The sequence below is a fragment of the Irregularibacter muris genome (assembly GCF_024622505.1).
GTDB classification, from domain to species: Bacteria; Bacillota; Clostridia; order Eubacteriales; family Garciellaceae; genus Irregularibacter; species Irregularibacter muris.
Map to the genome: position 1 here is coordinate 1 of NZ_JANKAS010000006.1, position 18559 is coordinate 18559.

Here is an 18559-nt window from a genome sequence, read left to right on the forward strand (position 1 = left end):
TTGCAAGGAGAAAAAGCTCAAACCTTCGCTAATGTCCTATAAGGTTATTTTAGCATTAGGGTATTCTTAATAAAAATAAATAAGTTTATAGCTACGATTATTAGCTACAAACTTATTATACGAGGAGATAGTTTATGAAAAGAAAAGCAATCAAGTTTAATGAATATTCACCAGAGGCATTAGAGCAGCTAAGGAGAGGTGCATTTTTAACTGTAAAAGATGGAGATGAAGTAAATACCATGACAATTGGTTGGGGGAGTATTAGCGTAATTTGGAACAAACCCATATTTATGGTTGCCGTTAGATATTCAAGACATACTTATAATTTAATTGAGAATGCTAAGGAATTCACCGTAAGCATTCCCTTGAACAATGATTTGAAGAAGGAATTGGCTTACTGTGGAACAAAGTCGGGAAGAGATGTAAATAAGTTTGAAGAATGCAATCTAAGTTTGGAAGAAGGACAAAAGATATCTACTCCTGTAATTGGCCAATGTGAACTTCATTATGAATGTAAAGTTGTTTATCAACAGGCTATGGAACCAGCTACACTAGATGAAAAAATAAAGGATGGTTTCTATTCAAATAATGACTACCATGTATTTTATTTTGGAGAGATATTGGATTCTTATTTGTTAGAGAACTAAATGAGGAACAGTAGCCTTACTATTTTAGAGTGATTTGCTTTTAAAGCGAGTCACTCTTTTTTATCTTGCAGTAATTATATTTTAATTATATTTCTTCTTTATACTTTAGCTATAGGAGGAATGAAAAAATGAAAAATATTATTGAAACAAGCAATTTAACCAAAATATTTAAAAATGAAAAAGCAATTAATGGAGTATCCATTCATGTCAAAGAAAATTCTGTCTACGGTTTATTAGGACCCAATGGGGCAGGAAAGTCTACGTTATTAAAGATGCTCACAGGAGTTTTGCATCCCACAGAGGGAAAAATTCTTCTCCATGGACGGGAATGGAGAAGAAAAGATCTACAAAGAATTGGTTCTATGATTGAAGGGCCGGCGATCTATGAAAATTTAACCGCTTATGAGAATTTAGAAGTGTTGGCTTTATTACTGAAAATTCCAAAACAACGAATCCATGAGGTCTTACAGATCGTTGGATTAGCAAAAACGGGAAAAAAAGTTACAAAGAAGTTTTCATTAGGAATGAAACAGCGTCTGGGAATTGGGATGGCATTATTAAATCAGCCTAAAATCTTGATTTTGGACGAACCAACCAATGGATTAGACCCCATAGGCATTCAGGAACTTCGGGAATTGATTCGAAGCTTTCCTAAAAAAGGGATTACAGTCATCTTATCTAGTCACATGTTATCCGAAGTGCAGCAAGTGGCTGATGACATTGGCATCATCTCCCACGGTTATTTAGGCTTTGAAGGGAAAAATGATCAAAGTAAGTATGATTTAGAGGAACAGTTTATTGACATCGTTGGAAAAACCAATCGGGAGGTGGGGTTACGTGATTAATTTAATTCAAGCAGAATGGTTGAAAGAAAAACGTTCAGCCAATAAAAAACTTTTATTTGTCATACCCATTATCTTTATATTCTACAGTTTATTATTATCCTATCTTATGGGAGGATCTGAAAATGCAAAACTGTATTTGGTGACCACTGCTTATAACTGGTATCCTTTAATGATTTTACCAATATTTATCAGTCTATTGTCTTGTAATAGTTTGGCAAAAGAGAGAAAACATAAGAATGATCTATTTTATCAATCCTTAAATATTTCATCGGGTAAAGTCTATCTAGCTAAAGTCATTGTTGTAACTGTCGAATTCATACTGATTATGGCCGTTTCTTTTGCTCTATTATGGTTTATTGATAAAGGTTTCTTTCGTAATCCAATGGATTATAGGGAAGTTTTCTTAGCAACAATTTATTTAGTGGTTGGTAGCTTGCCACTGCTTGCTATTAGCTTTTTTATCTATCGATTGAGCAATCATTTTGTAGTTATCTTAGGAAATTTCTTACTCAGTATTATTGCTGCTGTTGTAGCCATTCAGCCTTATTGGATTATCTTTCCATGGAGTTATAGTTTACGCATGATGGCACCAGCATTAGGAATTCATCCCAACGGTACCTTTGTGGAAGCGGGCAGTTACCTATTAAATGGGAAGGCTATTCCTATAGGTTTAGGGGTAGCTGTGGGGGTGTTTTTGGTCATGAGTGCTTTGACTTATTATTTAATAGAAAGACGTGAGAAAAATGTTTAATTTACTTCATGCCCATTGGAAGAAAACAAAGAGAACCTTTCTGCGACCGATGTTGGTATTCCTTCCAGTGATTTATAGCTTAATGATTTTTACCTATTTTTTCGTTTCAAAGAATAGGACTGTTTACGCTGAAAATGAATATGCGATGTTCTTTTTATTGTTAGCTTTGAGCATTCAGTTTGTGTCGGGAACTCTCATTGTTTTATTTGTCAATCTGGATAAACAGGCTGGAAATTTTGGGAATGAGTTAACTATCGGTGTTCCTAGATCTAAGTTATTGCTATCCAAATGCCTATTTCTTTTCCTATTGTTATTAGGCGTTGAATTCATTGCCACAACTACATTTATCCTTGCTCAAATTATGGTGAGAGGAAGTTGGATTGGATTTTCCCAGCTTGGCAGCTACTTATTTTTTATTCCACTATTGATGCTTCCCCAATTGTTCATCTATTTATGGGTATCCTATCCATTCCATATGACTGGAACATTAATTGTAAGTAGCCTGTCTTTTCTAACAGCAGTATTGATGGGAACAACAGATTTAGGCACAGGTATTTGGATTTTTATTCCCCCCGTTTGGTTAACTCGAGTTGTTTTTGGCCTTATTCCTGTGACTTCAGAACTTACACAAAGTTATCAAGAAATTTCCTTACTGAAAATGATTCCCACAGCATTGATTGTGTCTTGCATCCTCTTTTTAGGCCTGTATTTTTGGTACAATAATTGGGAAGGGCAAGGTAGATTGGAGGAATAAAATGAATACTATTTTAGTCATTGATGATGATATAGACTTATTGAACTTGATCCGAAGAGCCTTGGAAAAAGACCATTATCACGTAAAGACGAGAGCAGTATTATCTGAAGTAAGTCAAAAGGATTTATCCAGTTGTGACTTATTACTGCTTGATGTCATGATGCCGGAAAAAGATGGCTTTACTTTTTTAAGAGAACATCGAGGGATAATTGATGCGCCTGTACTTTTTTTAACGGCGAAAGATTTTGAGCAAGACAAATTGGAAGGCTTTGCCTCTGGTGGAGATGATTATATTACAAAGCCTTTTTCCATAAAGGAATTGCGGGCACGGGTATCTGCTCATTTGAGACGAGAAAAAAGAGAAAAACGCATACGTTTAGTAGATGGAGCTATTAGTTGTGATTTGATCCAAAAGAACTTTTATGTAGAAGATGAGCAAATACCTTTAACAGCAAGTGAATTTGAAATTTGCTTGCTGCTTTTAAAAAATAAAGGACAAGTATTTACGAAAGAAGATATTTATGTTGCTGTATATGGGTACGATGCTATGGGAGATAGTCAATCAACTATTACAGAACGGGTAAAACAAATCCGCAAGAAATTTAAAGAAGTGGAGTTCAATCCAATACAGACGGTTTGGGGGATCGGATATAAATGGGCAGTCGAACATTAAAAGGGCTATTAACTCGATTTGTTATTACAGAATTGTTTTATAGTATTATAGTTGTATTTTTAATCCTTTTTGGGATAGCCTATTCCATTGGTACAGGTTTTACTTATCCAGCAGACTATCCAGAAAAACAATTCCCTCTTATGGAAGAAAGAGTACGGCAAGGAGAAGTTACCCTTGATGATTTTCCCAGCTTTTACGGTGTGCAAATTGAGGATAAAAACGGGGAAATTTTATCCTCAACTATGGAGACAAAAGATAGAGAATATGTCAAGAATGCTAAGGAAGAAGGAAGTGCTCAGTCTGCACATCTCTTCGCCTCTAAACAATTTATGTATTTACAAAATGAGGGACAGAACATTATTCTGAGCTATCGAATTGGTAGTGACTTTATGTCACCAGTTTTGAGAAAGTATTTGCCCAATGCAGAAGTCTTACTTTTGATTGTTTCTTTTGCACTATGGGTCCTTGGATTTTTGTTAATCCTTGGCTATTTTACCCGAGGGATATATAAAGAATTAATTAAAATCAGTGAAACTAATGATGAAATTCGCCAGATGAACCTTGATTTTCCAGTTCCCAAGAGCAAAGTAAAAGAAATCAACCAAGTCTTAACTTCACTGGATATGATGAGGCAAGAACTAGCCAGTTCTCTAAAAAAACAATGGCAAGTACAAAAAAGCCAAAGGGATACATTACAGGCCCTAACACATGATATTCGTACCCCGATCACTTTGATTAATGGAAATCTTGAGTTGATACAAGAAACCCAGCCCAGCCCAGAACAGTCTGAGTTACTTATGAACTTAGAGAAAGGGGTGACCCGTTTAAATCAATATATCCAAGAATTGAAGGAGCTCTCAGGTATCTCTAGCCACAAAGAAGAGAAGTCACCTATAACAAAACAACTGATTTCTGATTGGTGTTCCTTTGCCAAAAGTATGGCAATGAAGAATAAAATAAATATTAAAATTATCCATAAACAATCTTCTAAGCTGCTTATCCAGTCAGAAGAGCTAAGTAAAGCATTCCAAAACGTCTTACAAAATGCGGTGGATTATTCTCCGGAAGGTTCAGATATCACCCTTTCTTTTGAGGACCACCCAGAAGAATATCGCATTACGGTTATGGATTCAGGGCAAGGGTTTAGTGAAGAAGCATTGAAACAGGGAACCAGGCGTTTTTATACCTCTTCAGCAGAACGAAGCGGACATATAGGCCTGGGGCTAACAATCGTTCATGAGATTATGATGAAAAATCGGGGAAGGGTAACTTTATCCAATGAGAAAGTAAAGGATGAAATAATTGGTGGAAAAGTAATCTTAACTTTGAAGAAATAAGTAGGCGTTCTGTCTATTTGCTACCAAATCAGTTCCTATATTTTTAAATTGAGTAATACAATGTTTTATCTACAGTGTAAATTGAAATTTTAATCATTAAACTTACAAAAATGTAAGGCTAGAGGGGGAAATGTAAGCCAAAGAAATGGCGGGGGCATTTTCCTTTTTTATATAATAATGAACAGGAAGAAAAAATTGGAGGAATGAATATGACACTATTAGAAGTGAGAAATTTAAAGAAAACATATCGTACAAGATTTGGTGGCGCTCCTGTTCACGCTCTCACAAATGTTGCATTTTCTGTGGAAGAAGGAGAATATATCGCTATCATGGGTGAGTCAGGATCAGGTAAGACCACCTTGTTAAACATATTAGCTGCACTTGACAAGCCCACAAAGGGAGAAGTTTTGTTAAATGGCAAGAGTATATCGGCCATAAAGGAGAAGGAGATTTCAGCATTTAGAAGGGATAATCTAGGCTTTGTATTTCAAGATTTTAATTTGTTGGATAATTTCTCCATAGAGGATAATATCTATCTTCCCCTTGTTTTATCTGGGAAGACCTATGAAGAAATGAATCAAAGATTAAAACCCATAGCCAAGAAGTTAGAGATTGATGATCTATTGAAGAAATTTCCCTATGAGGTTTCAGGGGGACAAAAACAAAGAACGGCAATTGCTAGGGCGCTTATTACCAACCCAGAAATAATTCTTGCAGATGAGCCTACAGGGGCTCTTGATTCCAGGTCTTCAGAAGGATTGTTAAAGATTTTTTCTAATATTAATAACGAGGGGCAGACCATTGTCATGGTCACTCATAGTACAAAGGCTGCCAGCCATGCCAAGAGGGTTTTATTCATTCGAGATGGAGAGGTATTTCATCAACTTTACAAAGCATCCCAGACCAATGAACAAATGTATCAGAAAATATCCGATACCCTTACGACGATCGCAACAGGTGGTGCAAGAGATGAGTAAATCATTCTACATTAAACTTGCATGGAATAATATAAAGAAGAATTCTAAGAGTTATATCCCTTATATATTAACCTGTATAGGTATGATTATCATGTTTTATAATATGTGTTATTTACTAATTGCTAAGGAAATAGGATATGATGATGCAAGCTTAAGGAGCATCTTGGGTTTTGGGACGATCGTTACAGGTGTATTTGCCTTTATATTCCTGTCCTATACCAATAGATTCTTAATTCGACAAAGGAAGAAGGAATTTGGATTATTTAACATACTGGGTATGGAGAAAAGACATATCTCAAGGGTTATGTTATTGGAAACTTTGATGATATCGACCATTAGCCTTGTAATAGGGGTTCTGGGCGGAATAGCCATTAGTAAACTTTTAGCGCTATTGCTTTTAAGAATTATAAACTTTGATGTGGTATTTGGATTTGAGATTCCTATAAATGCCGTTTTAATTACCATGGGCGTATTTATCTTAACCTTTACAATTAACCTGATATACAACATCCTTCAGGTACATCTATCAAAACCTATTGAGTTGTTGAGGGGTGGTAATGTAGGGGAAAAGGAACCAAAGACAAAATGGCTTTCAGCAATTATTGGTGTAATAAGTTTAGGGATTGGGTACTATTTGGCTTTGACCATAGAGTCTCCCCTGGCGGCATTGAGTAGGTTTTTTATTGCCGTAATACTTGTGATTTTAGGAACACATAATCTATTTAAAGCAGGCAGTATTGCCCTATTAAAATCCCTTAGGAAAAATAAAAACTATTATTACAAGACAAATCACTTTATATCGGTATCGGGTATGATCTATCGTATGAAACAAAATGCAGCAGGTCTTGCAAATATTTGTATATTATCCACTGCAGTCATTCTTACACTGTCCACTACAGTGTCATTATATGTCGGGGTTGAGGACGTCTTACGTGCCAGATATCCTAGAAATATAACCATAAGCGGTGATAATATTTCCAATAAGGATATTCAAGAAATAGAGGATATCATCAACCAACAAGTAGCAAAGGCCAATCTTACAAAGGAAGACGTATATAGCCAGAGAAATATGAGTTTTCTAACATCCCAAGAAGGTGAAAAATTTAATATTGCTAAGGAGTATGCAGGGGAGAATTTAGCCTTATTGGTATTTCTCACTGTAGATAATTATAATGAGATAGAAGATCAAGATGTGTCCTTAGAAGAAGGAGAGGCTTTCGTATACGAGCTAAATGGTAAAATTCCTGGGGATAAAATTGTTTTAAATAATTTTGAGCTGAATATAAAGGAAAGATTGGATTCCTTTGAATATGAGGGAGAGAGTACAGCAATTATCGCGGATAGTCATTATATCGTTGTGGATAGTTTGGAAACCATCGAAAAAATCTATCGTTCATTGGAAGACAGTGAAGATGTTCCGGAACTCTCCTATTATCATGGATTCGATATTAATGCTGACAGTGAAACGCAAATAAATTTAACCGCATCATTGAAAAGTGCGTTAGATAATACGGAGTTTGATTTATTAGTAGAAGATGTGGAAGGCTCAAGAACAGGTTTTTATTCCACTTACGGCGGGCTACTTTTCTTAGGGATATTTATAGGTCTATTGTTTATACTTGCAACGGTGCTTATCATCTACTATAAGCAAATTGCAGAAGGCTTTGATGACAAGGATCGGTTTGAAATCATGCAGAAGGTTGGAATGAGCCACAGAGAGATTAAAAAAGCAATCCACAGTCAGATATTGACGGTATTTTTTCTCCCCCTTGTGACGGCAGTAATTCATATAGCTATTGCTTTCCCTATGGTAACGAAATTACTATTGTTATTTGGTTTGACCAATACACCTTTATTTGCAATCTGCACCGCTGCAACAATTATAGTTTTCGTTTTCTTCTATACAATAATATATTCTATGACAGCTAGAACCTATTACAAGATAGTTCAGTAGATTGAACGAGATTATACTTTTAAGAAAAATATCAATAGCTTCCTGTATATTTATTTACAGGAGGCTATTTTTACGTCTTCTAAATATTTAATCGATATTCACAGAGGATCTTTAAGAGTTTTTTCCTTTACATTCATTGCTTTTATATTCGTTAGTTTTATAGAAGACTATTGTATCAGAGGTTTTCGTGGCTCCCCAAGGGGATAAAGTAAAGCATTCTATTCATTCTTTTCCCAATAAGCCATAAAAAAACAATCTTAATATTCCGTTCTTGTATTCAGGGCTGGTTTTAAGATAATCAGACTGCTCAATAATAGAAACTGACGAAAGAAGAAAGGCCAGAATTGCATCAGTTGGAATACTTTCATCAATAGCTCCTTCTTTTTTACCCAATTCAATAAATTTATTGTACACTGAGATTGCTTTGGAATTGACAGCTTCCTTATATACCTGTTGAAAGGTTTTATCCTCCCATGCGTACTTACTAAAATCTGAGCGGCTGAGCTCATTTGTTACCTTATGTTTTTTATCCATAATGAGGGTAAGCTTTTCAGAAAAAGGAATCTCTCTTTCTAATATTTCATCATACCCTTTAATCGCTTTATCTAAGTAGGAAACAAGTATTTCCTTAGCAAGAGTGTTTTTATCGCCAAAATAATTATAGATAGTAACCTGAGAAACTTTAGCCTTTGAGGCTATTTCACTTATACCAACATCAGTTATGCCTCTCTCAGAAAAAAGTTCCCATGCAGCACGAATAATGGAATCCTTTTTTATTTTTGTTCTTTTTTCATATCCATTCATTTATATCACCGACATCCATTATAACATAGTTTTGAAATTAAATGAATTATATTTCAAAATAATATTGACAATAAAATTCCGTAGATATATTATGAAATATAAGAGGTGATATTACAAAACTAAGCTAAATACTCTTTCTTAGACAGGGATGGAGCATGGAATAACTGAGAGATTAAGGATTATAAAATTTGTGGAGGGATATTATGAAACCATATATTTTAACGTTTAATGAAATAGATAAAATAAAGCTTATGATCGTCGGAGGTAAAGGTGTAAATCTTGGAGAGCTATCAAGAATTGAAGGAATAAGAGTGCCAGATGGCTTTTGTGTAACAACGGAGGCTTATAAAAAGTATATTGAAAACAGTGTTGAGCTTGAAATGCTCATTGAAAAGCTAACAGAATTAAAACCTGATGATAAAGATAAAATTTCGGATATTGGCAAGAAAATACGTTTAGGTATTGAAGGACTAAGCATAGAAAGAGATATTGAAAATGAAATAATAGGTGCCCTTGATTTATATGGTCAAAATGAAGCCTATGCCATACGATCAAGTGCCACAGCAGAGGACCTTCCCCATGCATCCTTTGCAGGACAGCAGGATACGTATTTGAATATCAGGGGAAAAAATGAAGTTATACGACATATAATAAAATGTTGGGCATCACTTTTTACCGATCGTGCAATCACATATCGGATACAAAATGGTTTTGATCATAAAAAAGTATTATTATCTGTAGTAGTACAAAAGATGGTTCTGTCAGAAGCCTCGGGTATAATGTTTACAGCAGATCCAATGACTTCTGATAGAAAGACGCTTACAATAGACGCAGGATTTGGACTTGGTGAAGCATTAGTGTCTGGATTGGTGAACCCAGATATTTATAAGGTAGTAGAGGGCAGGATTGCTAGGAAAGATATAGGAACAAAGGAGATGGAAATTAGGATTGAACAAGATGGAGGGACAAAAGAAAAATGGATTGAAGATAGCAGACAGCAAAAACAGGTGTTAAGTGATGAGCAGATAGAAAAAATTGCTGAAATGGGAAAGAAAATTCAAGACTATTTTGGCTCTCCTCAGGATATAGAATGGTGTTTTGTTGATAACGAGTTTTACATTGTTCAAAGTCGCTCTATTACTACTTTATTTCCCCTTCCAAAGGGAACAGACTCCAAGAAGCCTCGTGTATATATGTCCATTGGTCATACCCAAATGATGACCGATGCCATTAAGCCATTGGGTATGTCATTTTTTGAAATGATTTCTGAAATCTCAATGGAAAAGATAGGAGGTAGGTTTTTCACGGATATTACTCATGATCTGTCATCAACTATAGGACGTAGTCGTTTAGTAATGGCAACTGGGAAGCAGGATCCACTAATACAGAGTGCTATAAAAAATCTTCTGATGGATAAGAAGTTCATGGCATCTATCCCAAAGGGCAAGAGAAATGTACAAGGTGGGATTTTTACCCTAAATTCCATTATGGAGACATTAAAAATAAGCAGAAAAAATGATCCTTCAATTATTGGCAAACTAACCAATGAATTTGAGAAGGAAGTTAGGGATATGGAACAACAACTTTCCAAGCTTTCAGGAGACCAGGTTTTTGATTTCATAGTTAAAGATCGTGAAAAACTATTAGAAATGGCCTACAATCCAAAGATGCTGGGGGCCATAATTGCAGCGATCTTGGCGAACGACTCTCTAAATAAGAAAATTGAAAAATGGTTAGGAGATAAGAACGTAGCGGATACGCTAACTAAGTCTTTGGATCATAATGTTACTACCAATATGGGATTAGCTCTATGTGATGTGGCAGATACTATCCGCAAATATCCAAGGGTGATAGAATATATTTCCCAGAATCCTAGTGATGAGAAGTTTTTTGAAGAGATGGAAAAGATGACTGGAGGAAAAGAGACCAGTGCAGTGTTTAGAGAATTTCTAGATAAGTACGGGATGAGATGTCCTGGAGAGATAGATATTACGCGAGAACGTTTCGAAGAAAAACCTACGCAGCTTATCCCTATGATTCTTAACAATATCCATGTGTTAAAACCAGGTGAACATAGAAGCAAATTCCAAGAGGGAATACAAGAAGCAAAGGAAAAGGAAGAGGACATCATCAGACGCTTAAAGAATCTGGCAGGGGGCAATAGGAAGGCTAAGAATATTAGAAAGAGTATTGATTTACTTCGTAATTTTTCAGGATGTCGTGAAGATCCTAAATATTATATTGTTCGTCGCTACCAAGTTTATAAGAAGGCGCTTATGAGAGAAGTAGATAAGCTTATAGAAAAAGGCATTATTAAAAATGCTGAAGATATATATTATCTATATTTTGATGAACTTCGTAAGCTAGTGAAGACAAATACATTGGACTACTCAATCATTGAAGAAAGAAAAGAGAATTATACTTGGTATGAAAAACTCACACCCCCACGTATATTTACATCCCAGGGTTTTGTACCATCATCTAGTATTACAACAGGCAATATACCAAAGGGAGCAATTACCGGTATTCCTGTTTCCACGGGTATAGTGGAGGGCCGTGCCAGGATAATCTTGTCAGTGGATGAGGCTAATCTAGAAGAAGAGGATATTCTTGTGACGCAGTTTACAGATCCAAGTTGGACTCCGCTATTCGTTACGATAAAGGGATTAGTAACTGAAGTAGGAGGATTTACTACTCACAGTGCGGTTATTACAAGGGAATATGGTCTTCCAGGAGTAGTAGGTGTTGAAAATGCAACAAAGCTTATAAAAGATGGGCAGAGGATTAGAGTAAATGGAACCGAGGGATATGTAGAGATATTAGGAGAATAAGTGTGTTTTTATTAAATAGTTATCCATTTTGGATGGCTATTTTTTATTGACAATAGGACTAAATTTCACAGTGGTGCATACCGTAAAGGCCGCTTAAAATTATAATATTTCCCATTTACATCGAGGACAGCATAATGGGAAATTCTCAAGTTGTATGGCAAAAGGAACCATGCTTGAAGAATTCCTGAATCAAGTATATAATACAGGTGAAATTAGGAAAAAGGTGGTAAAACGACCAGAAAACTAAAGAGTAATCAAGAATAGGAGGAGCTTATGAAAAAGATACTAAAAAATGATTGGGCAGATTTACTAGAGGGTGAATTTGAGAAAGAATATTATTTAAAATTAAGAGCTGCCTTAATTCGAGAATACAAGACGCATACTATATACCCGGATATGCATGATATCTTCAATGCCCTACATATGACAGCTTATAAAGATGTTAAGGTTGTAATACTAGGACAAGACCCCTATCATGGAGAAGGGCAAGCTCATGGGTTGTCCTTTTCAGTAAAACCAGGAGTGAGAACCCCTCCATCTTTATTGAACATATATAAAGAATTAAAGTCAGATTTAGGATATGATATACCAGATAATGGACATTTAATTAAATGGACAGAACAAGGGGTGCTATTACTTAACACCATATTAACCGTAAGAAAATCTACACCAAATTCCCATAGGAAAATTGGATGGCTAAATTTTACAGACAGGGTCATAGAGGTATTAAACTCAAGGGAAAAACCAATTGTTTTTATGTTATGGGGAAGTAATGCTAGAGCTTATAAAAGGTTTATAACCAATGATCGACACTATATAATAGAATCCCCTCACCCAAGTCCTTTTTCAGCTGATAGAGGATTTTTTGGCTCAAAACCTTTTTCAAGGGCAAATAACTTCTTGAAAAAGAACAATATTGAACCTATAGAATGGGCAATCCCAAAATTCAAATGAGTAAATAAGTCAATAAAAAGTAAAATTATAACCGCCGGCTCAGCCGGCGGTTTGTTCTTCTCCTATAAAAGATTGTTAGTGCTTCATGAGTAAAAGTCTACCGCAAGGTCATTTTTATTTGTCTTGTATAGTAAAAACGAACAATGAAGAAATAGATTATTTGAATGACTAAAAAGATACTTAGAACCATCGCGGATTCTTTAAACAGGTTGTAGTAAAATAGGTGGGATAATGCAGTGAGTGCTACTGCACCATGAATCAATGCTACTACAATTGGTGCAAAGAAAAGAAGCAGCGTTTGCCTATTTATGACTTTCTTCAATTCCTTTTCGGTTAATCCTATTTTTGTGATTGCTTGGAATTTTCGCTTATCTTCATCGACATCTGAGTACAATCGGAAATACAGAAAACTTCCTGCTGATACGAAGAAGACAACACCGATAAATAAACCTACAAACAGAATTGGCCCATATGCTTTATTGATTTGATATTCTAGGAAACTAGGAATGATTATTTGGGATTGAGGGAATTCATCAAAGAATGCCTCGGATAACTCCAGTGGAATGGTTTTTCCATTGACCTCCTGCCATGCATAGAAGTTGAATTGATTTACGGCAGCAGGCAAGTTTTCAAAATCACGGTCAGAAACAATATGATATGAAGCTCCACCAGGCAATGCATTAGATTCTACCACTTCTACTGGCTCTATTCTAGTACCGTCTTTTAGTTCGAGTAAAGCATCTTTTAGGATATTCGCTTCATCTTTATTTGGATCTTCACCCATTATTACCGCTTCTCTATTCGCTAATACAGGTTCTCCGTCTCTTATATCAAGGATTTCTCCATTGCTTAATCTTGCAAATCGGTTGTAGTCCGATGCTTTGACAATAAGAACTTCGGAGTCATCCATCCTTTGATAATAGTGTAATAGCATCTCTTCCTTTTCCAATTCCATCGGAATGTCTTGTAATGCTTCTTCTATTTGTGCAGGATGGCCATCATTCTTGTCATCCCATTGGGTATAGGACATTGTATAAGGGGACGACTGTTTCATTCCGGCAGTAATATAGGATTGAAAGCCGTATAAGGTGCCAATTGCACTAAAAGCAACTGTGGAAATAATCGCAACAAGGAAAAAGGTTCTTGCATTATCTTTCATACGGAAAGCAAGGTCTGATAATAAAATCATATTGGTTTTATTCCAGAAAAACCCCTTTCGTTTCTTTAAGCGACGGATAATAAATACACTTAATTGTGTAAATAAGAAGTAGGTGCCAATAATGACTACCAATATAACAGGAACCATCGCTGCAATAACCCCTAAACCATTGACCGTCAATGCAACGCTATATCCTACTCCTAGTAAAACAATAGCCAGTAGGGTTAAAAAGATATTTGCCTTTGGTTCTCCCTTTGATTTTTTATCTCCTTTGATTAAATCAATTAATTTTCGGCTTCTTAAGATATAAGACACGAATAAAGATATCAGGAAAAATAGTACAATAAAGCAGCCAAAGGTCAACAAAATGGCTTGTGTTGGAAAATAGAAGGGTAACCTATTTTTGATAATGAGTACATTCTCAGCAATCAGTAAAATTCCTTTGGCAAAGACTAGACCCAAGCCGATACCGCTAATGGTGGCTAAAAATCCAATAAACATATTTTCCAAGAAAACCATCGAGCGAATTTGTTTCATACTCATTCCCTGCATCATCAACAATCCAAATTCTTTTTTTCGGGATTGGAGAAAAGAACTCATGGAATAGAGTACAAAGAAAAAAGAAAATACATAGATAATTCCCGCTGCAACATTCATTCCAAAACTTACATAGGAATTCATATCATCACCGGTCAATTGCGGGTGAGAAGCAAAAATAGAAAAGGTAAAAAACACCATCACCGTAAAAAGACTAGCCAGGAAATAAGCAGCGTATAATCGTTTGTTCCGAATTACATTGTTAAAGGCAAATTTACGAAAAGTCATTGAAATCCCCTCCCATTAAAGAGAGTGTATCAATAATTTTTTGGAAAAAGGCTTGTCGATTATCTCCTCGATGAATTTCCGAATAAAACTTTCCGTCACGAATAAATACCACGCGATTGCAATAGCTGGCAGCTTGTGGATCGTGGGTTACCAGTAGCATGGTTGTCTGTTCCGTCCGGTTAATGGACTCTAACATTTCCATAACATCTTTTGATGATTTAGAATCCAGATTGCCTGTGGGCTCATCTGCCAGAAGTAATTTAGGAGAATGAATCATTGCTCTTGCAACGGCCGCCCTTTGTGCTTGACCGCCAGAGATTTCATAGGTTCGTTTATTCATAATTTCTGTAATCCCCAGATTTTCGGCAATTTTCTTTGCCTTCTCTTTCATTTCCTTTACTTTCTTTCCATCAAGGGTTAGAGGCAATACCATATTTTCTTCTATCGTTAAAGTGTGCAGTAAATTAAAATCTTGAAAAACAAAGCCTAATTCTCTGCGACGAAATTTTGCCAGATTATCTTTCTTGAGATGATGAGGATTCTTCCCATTGATTAAAATCTCACCTGTCGTCGGCTCATCAATGGTAGCAATCATATTTAGCAATGTGGTTTTTCCACTTCCAGAAGGCCCCATAATACCAACAAATTCATTGTCTTCCACAGTTAAATCAATATCTGACAAAGCACGACAGGCGACTTTCCCTTGGTATATTTTACTTACTTTCTTCACATTTAGCATAACATTACTTCCTTTCCTTTCTTAACATTAAATTTGAGATTAGTATACCACTACCTGCAAGGAAGAAACTATCGAATTATCTTTCAATCACCTTACAACACTGTAAGGTTTTGTGTTTCTGAAAAGATGCTTCAATAATAGGAGAAGTTTAACAGTCTTCCTCAAAATTGATGCAGCACGTAGTTATGGGAAAGGTTGGATAGAAGTTATGGAAGAAGCATTATTGTTTTTAGAGTAGAAAACAACCAGTAGTCTTTAAAAAATCGGATTCATCCGTATAGCATAAAAATATACGAATGAATCCCACTAAATAACTTTAATAGGAATTTCTTATTTCATTGCCCCAAAAAATTCTTCTTTGGTGTCATATGAAACAAAGTTGCCATCGATTAGACCAAAATATTTATCAGCTAATTCAGGATGCCTTGCTCCACACCTTGCTACACAGCCAGTTTTTAACTTGCAATTTATTTGCTGGGTATATTCTTTTAATTCTTTCGTATCAAATCTTGAACATCTTTTACACACTTTTACTTTTTTCATCAACCCTTTTCTCCTTTCATCTGAGAAATTTTGTGGTTATCCATGAGGCTAGCCCTATGATGGGAACAAATTTTATAAGCTTTACTATGAGTTCCATGCCTTTATATTTATTTCAAGAAAAGTTGATATAAAATTAGGCAGAGCAAAAAAAATTATATTCTAATCATCTAAGTAGTATTAAAGGTTATAAAGTATAAAGGGATTGTGTTGGATTGACGAAGAAAGTTTGGATCTATTATAATATATGAACACAATGTAGCAAAGTAGGGAGTTGTTCTTGATGATAGGCCACCCTACTTTGCTATTTCACTGGAGAGGATATAGCCATTTTTGTCAAAAAAAGCACTTATTATATAAGGGAAGTTTTTCCTTTCAAATAAAGACAAAAATAGTATCTGGTGATACAATGGAGGTGCTTTAGCATAAAATGGGTTATAAAGGAGGGAATTAAATTGAAACTAAACTATAAAAGAACCTTTTTGTTAAGTTTGGCATTTTTATCTATTTCGGCTTTTTGGCAATTATACGATAATCTTATTCCTTTGATTTTGAAAAACACTTTTGGCTTAGGAGACACCCTTACAGGAGGTATTATGGCAGTAGATAATGTGCTGGCCTTATTTTTATTGCCCCTATTTGGTGCTTATTCTGACAAGGTAAATACCAGATTGGGTAAGCGCACCCCCTTTATCGTTGTGGGAACTATATTTGCGGTAATTTTCATGATGCTTATTCCCTTGGCTGATCAGATGCAGAGCTTTATCTTGTTTTTCGTTGCCTTAGGGATTACTTTAATTGCCATGGGGACTTACCGATCACCTGCTGTAGCACTAATGCCAGATTTGACACCCAAGCCTTTAAGGAGTAAGGCTAATGCAATCATCAATCTTATGGGAGCGGTAGGGGGTATTTTTGCCCTGGCTATGATTAGTCTACTGATTCCCAAGGGAGAACATCCTAATTATACTTATGTATTTTTGGCTGTGGCTTTATTGATGGTTATTTCTGTTATTGTTCTAGTGATGACCATTAAGGAAAATAAGTTTGCAAAGGAAATCGTAGAGGATGAGGAACCAGCCACAGAAACAGGAAGTTCTTTAGTAGATACTCCAGAAGAAAAAGAGATGTCTAAGGATGTCAAGAGGAGTTTATACTTTATTCTAGCTTCTATATTTTTATGGTTTACTGCCTACAATGCTGTAACTACAGCATTTTCAAGATATGCAACAGAAGTATGGGGACTTCAAGGAGGAAGTTTTGCCAATGCCCTTATGGTAGCCATGGCAGCCGCCATTGTCAGTTTTATTCCTGTGGGTATAATATCCAGTCACATAGGTAGAAAAAAGACTATCCTCATAGGGATTGTACTGATGAGTCTTTCCTATTTTTCAGGATTTTTATTTGTCCACTACTCTCCATGGATTAACTTGGTATTTGTCTTTACAGGCATTGGATGGGCATCCATCAATGTCAACTCCTACCCTATGGTGGTAGAGATAAGTCGTAGCGGAGATGTAGGAAAATATACGGGTCTTTATTATACTTTTTCTATGGCTGCGCAGATATTTACCCCTGTATTTTCTGGATTTTTATTAGAAAATGTATCCTATAGGACGCTTTTCCCCTATGCGGTAATATTTTCTGCTCTATCTTTTTGTACCATGCTTTTTGTAAAACATGGGGACTCTAAACCTCCTAAGAGGGAAAGTGCTTTGGAAAACTTTGACGTAGAAGACTAACGTAAAAGGAGTAATTGTAGTGATAATCTATATAACATTAGGAATGATACTAGGGATAATGGTCCTTTATTTATGGATGATTATGCCTAAGATGATTAATCGTCCTGATATGAGAGCGTTTAAGAAATATTTTGCTCACCGGGGGCTTCATCAGGACAATTCTATATCCCCGGAAAACTCTATGACAGCCTTTGCCTTAGCAGTAGAGAAGGGCTATGGAATTGAGTTAGATGTCCAGTTATCAAAGGATGGTCTACCCGTAGTTTTCCACGATGAGTCTTTAAAAAGGGTTTGTGGAATAGACAAAAAGGTGAAGGATCTTACCTTTCAAGAACTAAGGAAATTATACCTATTGACCTCCCAAGAAACCATTCCTCATCTACAGGAGGTATTGGATTTGGTGGATGGAAAGGTTCCCTTGATTATAGAGTTAAAGGGGCAAACTAGAGATATTTCTCTTTGTACTGTAGTCGCCCACTATTTAGATCAGTACCCGGGCAGATACTGCATAGAATCCTTTAATCCCTTAATGCTTCGATGGTTTAAAAGAAATAGGCCCCAGGTTATACGAGGTCAGTTGTCTAGTGATTTTGTAAAATCCGGGGATACAGGAGGGGATAAGAGACTATACTTTTTACTCAAACATTTGCTATTAAACATTTTATCTAAACCCAATTTCATTGCCTATAATCATTTATACCACCACTTACTTTCTTTTAAAGTATGCCGCGGGTTGTATAAAATTCCTACCGTAGCTTGGACCATAAAATCTGTAAAGGAATTGCAGGAGAGTAAAAAAGACTTTGATCATTTTATCTTTGAAAATTTTATACCCTAAGGGGAACAAAGGGGCAGGACAGTAAGGTTGAATCTAGAATCAATCTTTCTATCCTGCCCCTTATTTATTTTTCAAGATGATCTCCTATCAAAATCTCTTATAAAGCATAATGATCTCTTAGAGTAGGACAAGGGAAATGTTTGTTATAATGAAGACGTTAATTAAATAACAAACATAATAGGGGGTAAG

Annotated in this window: 16 protein-coding genes; 12 read left to right on the forward strand and 4 right to left on the reverse strand. The window is 35.7% G+C overall.

What is annotated here, in order from left to right:
• Window positions 1-134 precede the first annotated feature (134 nt).
• The 8 genes from NSA47_RS07950 to NSA47_RS07985 all read left to right on the forward strand — a co-directional run bounded on the left by NSA47_RS07950 (window position 135) and on the right by NSA47_RS07985 (window position 7938).
• A complete protein-coding gene (locus tag NSA47_RS07950; RefSeq protein ID WP_257530727.1) occupies window positions 135-647 on the forward strand; it encodes a flavin reductase family protein in 513 nt (170 codons plus the stop codon).
• A gap of 128 nt (window positions 648-775) precedes the next feature.
• Window positions 776-1492: a lantibiotic protection ABC transporter ATP-binding protein gene (locus NSA47_RS07955; RefSeq protein ID WP_257530729.1), complete on the forward strand. Its 717-nt coding sequence runs from the start codon at window positions 776-778 to the stop codon at window positions 1490-1492.
• Window positions 1485-2243 carry a lantibiotic immunity ABC transporter MutE/EpiE family permease subunit gene (locus tag NSA47_RS07960; RefSeq protein ID WP_257530731.1) on the forward strand — a complete coding sequence of 253 codons (759 nt, stop codon included), beginning with the start codon at window positions 1485-1487 and terminating at the stop codon, window positions 2241-2243. Before NSA47_RS07955 ends, NSA47_RS07960 begins: the two co-directional genes overlap by 8 nt.
• Window positions 2236-2997, forward strand: a complete 762-nt coding sequence (locus tag NSA47_RS07965; protein WP_257530733.1) for an ABC-2 family transporter permease — start codon at window positions 2236-2238, stop codon at window positions 2995-2997. Before NSA47_RS07960 ends, NSA47_RS07965 begins: the two co-directional genes overlap by 8 nt.
• Window position 2998: 1 nt before the next feature.
• A complete protein-coding gene (locus tag NSA47_RS07970; protein WP_257530735.1) occupies window positions 2999-3670 on the forward strand; it encodes a response regulator transcription factor in 672 nt (223 codons plus the stop codon).
• Window positions 3652-5007, forward strand: a complete 1356-nt coding sequence (locus NSA47_RS07975) for a sensor histidine kinase (RefSeq protein ID WP_257530737.1) — start codon at window positions 3652-3654, stop codon at window positions 5005-5007. The genes NSA47_RS07970 and NSA47_RS07975 overlap by 19 nt, the downstream gene beginning before the upstream one ends.
• A gap of 209 nt (window positions 5008-5216) precedes the next feature.
• The gene (locus NSA47_RS07980) at window positions 5217-5984 is read left to right on the forward strand and encodes an ABC transporter ATP-binding protein (RefSeq protein ID WP_257530739.1); all 768 of its coding nucleotides are present in this window, start codon (window positions 5217-5219) and stop codon (window positions 5982-5984) included.
• Window positions 5977-7938, forward strand: a complete 1962-nt coding sequence (locus tag NSA47_RS07985; protein WP_257530741.1) for an ABC transporter permease — start codon at window positions 5977-5979, stop codon at window positions 7936-7938. The genes NSA47_RS07980 and NSA47_RS07985 overlap by 8 nt, the downstream gene beginning before the upstream one ends.
• Window positions 7939-8160: 222 nt before the next feature.
• On the opposite strand, the gene NSA47_RS07990 is transcribed toward NSA47_RS07985, so the two are convergent.
• Window positions 8161-8742, reverse strand: coding sequence for a TetR/AcrR family transcriptional regulator (locus NSA47_RS07990; RefSeq protein ID WP_257530742.1), 582 nt, complete (start codon window positions 8740-8742; stop codon window positions 8161-8163).
• A 203-nt stretch (window positions 8743-8945) separates the two neighbouring features.
• Between NSA47_RS07990 and ppsA the strand changes: the two genes are divergently transcribed.
• Complete coding sequence (gene ppsA / locus NSA47_RS07995) at window positions 8946-11573, forward strand: phosphoenolpyruvate synthase (protein WP_257530744.1); 2628 nt, start codon at window positions 8946-8948, stop codon at window positions 11571-11573.
• A gap of 273 nt (window positions 11574-11846) precedes the next feature.
• Entirely contained in the window at window positions 11847-12527 is a 681-nt protein-coding gene (locus NSA47_RS08000) for a uracil-DNA glycosylase (protein ID WP_257530746.1), read from the forward strand.
• A gap of 97 nt (window positions 12528-12624) precedes the next feature.
• Here NSA47_RS08000 and NSA47_RS08005 read toward each other — a convergent pair whose 3' ends face one another.
• The 3 genes from NSA47_RS08005 to NSA47_RS08015 all read right to left on the reverse strand — a co-directional run bounded on the left by NSA47_RS08005 (window position 12625) and on the right by NSA47_RS08015 (window position 15793).
• The gene (locus NSA47_RS08005) at window positions 12625-14511 is read right to left on the reverse strand and encodes an ABC transporter permease (protein ID WP_257530748.1); all 1887 of its coding nucleotides are present in this window, start codon (window positions 14509-14511) and stop codon (window positions 12625-12627) included.
• A complete protein-coding gene (locus tag NSA47_RS08010; protein WP_257530751.1) occupies window positions 14498-15250 on the reverse strand; it encodes an ABC transporter ATP-binding protein in 753 nt (250 codons plus the stop codon). Before NSA47_RS08010 ends, NSA47_RS08005 begins: the two co-directional genes overlap by 14 nt.
• Before the next feature lie 330 nt (window positions 15251-15580).
• The gene (locus tag NSA47_RS08015) at window positions 15581-15793 is read right to left on the reverse strand and encodes a hypothetical protein (protein ID WP_257530753.1); all 213 of its coding nucleotides are present in this window, start codon (window positions 15791-15793) and stop codon (window positions 15581-15583) included.
• A 452-nt stretch (window positions 15794-16245) separates the two neighbouring features.
• Between NSA47_RS08015 and NSA47_RS08020 the strand changes: the two genes are divergently transcribed.
• Both NSA47_RS08020 and NSA47_RS08025 read left to right on the forward strand, forming a co-directional pair.
• Window positions 16246-17532 (forward strand): MFS transporter, encoded by a 1287-nt coding sequence (locus NSA47_RS08020; protein ID WP_257530755.1) that lies wholly within the window; start codon window positions 16246-16248, stop codon window positions 17530-17532.
• A 43-nt stretch (window positions 17533-17575) separates the two neighbouring features.
• Window positions 17576-18370 (forward strand): glycerophosphodiester phosphodiesterase family protein, encoded by a 795-nt coding sequence (locus NSA47_RS08025; protein WP_257530757.1) that lies wholly within the window; start codon window positions 17576-17578, stop codon window positions 18368-18370.
• Window positions 18371-18559 lie beyond the last annotated feature (189 nt).